General features: G+C 60.1%; 2 protein-coding genes. One reads left to right on the top strand and one right to left on the bottom strand.

Annotated features, from left to right (window positions below):
• Nucleotides 1–263: 263 nt before the first annotated feature.
• Complete coding sequence (locus tag AAAC48_RS17205; RefSeq protein WP_340655355.1) at nucleotides 264–1,622, bottom strand: IS1182 family transposase; 1,359 nt, start codon at nucleotides 1,620–1,622, stop codon at nucleotides 264–266.
• A 190-nt stretch (nucleotides 1,623–1,812) separates the two neighbouring features.
• On the opposite strand from AAAC48_RS17205, the gene AAAC48_RS17200 reads away from it, so the two are divergent.
• Nucleotides 1,813–2,931, top strand: a complete 1,119-nt coding sequence (locus tag AAAC48_RS17200) for an IS110 family transposase (RefSeq protein ID WP_340655354.1) — start codon at nucleotides 1,813–1,815, stop codon at nucleotides 2,929–2,931.
• The last annotated feature ends 447 nt before the right edge of the window (nucleotides 2,932–3,378 follow it).

Here is a 3,378-nt window from a genome sequence, read left to right as displayed (position 1 = left end):
CAGTAGTGGTTTCTCACATCGTCGCGGGCAGCGACAGCTCTTCCTATGTCAATATGCGGTTCAACGTTACAAAGTAGGTCGCTGTCGAATTCGATCGGTGTTTTCTAGCAGCCTGTCGGACTGATGTCTTTGGTCGAAGGTAGGAGGCGCTGGCTGGTCGCGAAGCCCGTAAATGGCCGGAAGCCGGTCCGGGAAAGGCTTTTGTTCGCGATTTTTGACTTGTGGACGATTTGGCGGCGTTTACGCTTTGATGACGACGCCGATCAGGCGGGCACCAGGGCGAACATGCGCTTGAGGTTCCAGGCCATGGTCACGAGGCTCCATTCGGCGCGAACCTTTTCGAGGCCGCGCAGCGAGAACTGCCGGAAGCCCAGAACGGATTTGATGATGCCGAACACCGGCTCCGGTGTCTGCTTGCGCAGCGCATAGAGCTTCTTACCTTCGGGTGTCTTCAGGCGGTGGGCCATGGCCTCGACGGGCGTCGGGTTTTCCGGATGCGAGGGCGCCTCGGCAAGGCGTTCGCTGAGTGGCGGATAATGGGTCTGCCGGCCGGTGGCGATCAGCGGCGCGATGCCGGCATTCGCGCAGGCATCGACATTGGCAGCGCTGAAATAACCGCTGTCGGCCAACAGCGCATCGGGCCGCCCCACTTCTTCCGGCAAGGCCGCGATCTTGTCGACCATCGGCGCAAGTTGCTGTTTGTCGTTGGGCGCCCACACCACCTCGGCCGTGACCACCAGAAGGCTGCCTTCGGCGACGACGGCCTGCGCATTGTAGCATTGCTCGAACCCGCCGCCGGCCACCGGCATGATGCGCGAGTCCTCGTCAGTCAGGTTGATCTGGTCGGTGGGCAAAGGGCCTGATGCCGGCGCAGACGGCGGCTTGCCGCCGGGCTTCTTGCCCGTGCGCTTTTCCTTTTCCTGCCGCGCCGCAAGTTTTGCCTCATACTCGGCCTGCTCACGGGCATGGCGCTCTTTGGCCCGCGCCTCGATCTTGGCCCGCGCCTCGGCAAGCTTGCGCAAGCGCTTTTCCCGCAGCGCAAGTTCATCGGGGATCGAAAAGCCATCGGGAAGATCGGTCTGATCCGCGGCTTCGGCCTTCGCCATCAGTTCGGCCACTTCAGCCCGCAGCTGCGCTTCGATCTTGCCCGCATGCTCATAGGAAAGCGCGCTGTGCCGGCTGGCATTGGCGTGGATCTTCGTCCCGTCAAGCCCAACCGTGCCCAGCTTCAGAACGCCCATCTCGCGCGCCAGCAGCAGCACCTGCTCAAACAGGCCCTTGATCTCCTCGAGAAATCGCCGCCGAAACGCGGCAATCGTATCGTGATCGGGATGATCGTTCGCCGCGATAAACCGGAAGGCCACCGAGTCATACGTCGCCCGCTCCAGCTTGCGGCTCGAAAACACCCCCGTCGCATAGCCATAAACCAGAAGGCCCAGCAAAACCTTCGGATGATACGACGCCGAGCCCGAGCCGCGATAGCTGCCGCTCATCGCCCGCAGGTCCAGCCCGTCGATAACCTCGACAACAAAACGGGCAAGATGCTGCTCGGGCAGCCATTCATCCACCGAAGGCGGCAGCAAAAACCCGGTCGTACGATCTACCATTCGAAAGTTGCTCATCGCAGAACCGGTCATATGGCTGGAGAATCAATCTCTTAATTCTAGCCGATATCCCATTGATGCGCTAAGTCCGACAGGCTGCTAGACCGTATGTTCGTGGGCTGAAGGTGGCCCGCCCCCGCGGTAAGCTGAATTCGGGGGTTGCTCTGGATTGGCCGGAGCCGAGCCCCACGCTTAGCGAGGGCGAACCATGAAAGAAGATAGCGCAATTTTCATTGGCCTGGATACGTCGAAGTTGAAGATTTCGGTGGCCATTGCCGACGGAGCACGCAACGGCGAGGTACGGTTTTTGGGCGACATCTCCTCGGAGCCGTCGTCGGTGGCAGCGATGGTCAATAAGCTTTGCAAGTGTGGAGCCAAGCTTCACTTTTGCTATGAGGCGGGTCCCACGGGTTACGGTCTTTACCGTCAGATTGTCGAACTGGGGCATGACTGCGTGGTCGTGGCGCCGTCGCTGGTGCCCAAGCGTGCGGGCGACCGGGTGAAGACCAACCGCCGGGATGCCGTAAGCCTGGCGCGCCTGCACCGCGCTTGCGAGCTGACCCCGGTCTGGGTTCCGGATGAAGCTCACGAGGCGATCCGCGACCTGATGCGGGCTCGCGAGGCTGCCAGCGATGCGCTGAAACAGGCGCGCCAGCAACTTCAGTCTTTCTTGTTGCGTCATGGCCGCATCTATACCGGCCGCAAGCCATGGACGCGTGCCCATACGAGATGGCTGACATGCCAGGCATTCGCTCATCCCGCCCACCACATCCTGTTGGCGGAATATTGCCAGGCCATCGAGGATGCCGGCGTGCGTCTGGACCGGCTGACCCAGCTGGTGGTGGAGACCGCGGCAACCTGGTCGATGGCCCCGGTTGTGGCCGCCTACCAAGCAATGCGCGGCGTTGCATTCATGACAGCGGTCACCTTCGTGGTCGAAATCGGCGATATCAGGCGCTTTGATAATCCTCGTCAGTTGATGGCCTATCTCGGTCTCGTGCCGTCGGAAAGCTCGACGGGCGAACGGGTCAAGCGCGGTGGGATCACCAAGGCAGGCAACACAAGGGCGCGTCGGGTTCTTATCGAAGGCGCCTGGACATATCGCTTTCCCGCACGTGTGAGCCCGACGATCCAGGCACGGCTGGAGGGATTGCCAAGGACCGTTCGAGAGATTGCCTGGAAAGGCCAGCTGAGACTATGTGCTCGCTATCGAAAACTGGTGGCGGCAGGCAAGCCGAAGGTCATCGCGGTCACCGCCATTGCCCGGGAAATGGCAGCGTTCCTTTGGGCGATTGGGCAGGAGGTCACTCCGGCAGCAAAGGTCTAAAAGCCGATCGTCGGCGGAAAAGGAAGAGAACGAACCAAAGTAGCGAAATCATCTGTCTGTTGCGCAAAGATGGAGGCAGGGCTCCGGTGGGGGAATCCTCGCAGCCTGCTATGTGGCGGATAAAATCCATGCCCGATTCTAGATCGAGGTAGCCCCAGACGAACACACGGAAATGCGGTATCCAACCCGCGCATAAGAGTATGCCAACCGTCGTCAAAATGCCCTGTCTCCTGCTTTGTTCAACAGCTTCACGCATGTGCTTTCGTCGTCAAAGCCGGAAAGGAAAAATCATGACTAAAGAGCTTGCAAACGAACATAAGAGCAGGCTGCTGAAAAACTCTCTGGCTTTTGGGTTTGCGGCATGATTCCCTGATGGTGCAACAGATAGGATTGATTTGGATGCGCGGTGGGGATGATCGGACGGGGTCGCTGTTTTCGTATGTTGAT

It is taken from the genome of Phyllobacterium sp. (assembly GCF_037994405.1).
In the GTDB taxonomy this organism is placed as follows: Bacteria; Pseudomonadota; Alphaproteobacteria; order Rhizobiales; family Rhizobiaceae; genus Phyllobacterium.
Note: the sequence above shows the minus strand (reverse complement) of the source record. Positions and strands in the feature narration are given on the sequence as shown.

What these genes read in the sequence shown, in the direction of transcription:
- AAAC48_RS17205 (WP_340655355.1), bottom strand. Translation starts at nt 1,622, where the DNA reads ATGAGCAACTTTCGAATGGTAGATCGTACGACCGGGTTTTTGCTGCCG.
- AAAC48_RS17200 (WP_340655354.1), top strand. Translation starts at nt 1,813, where the DNA reads ATGAAAGAAGATAGCGCAATTTTCATTGGCCTGGATACGTCGAAGTTG.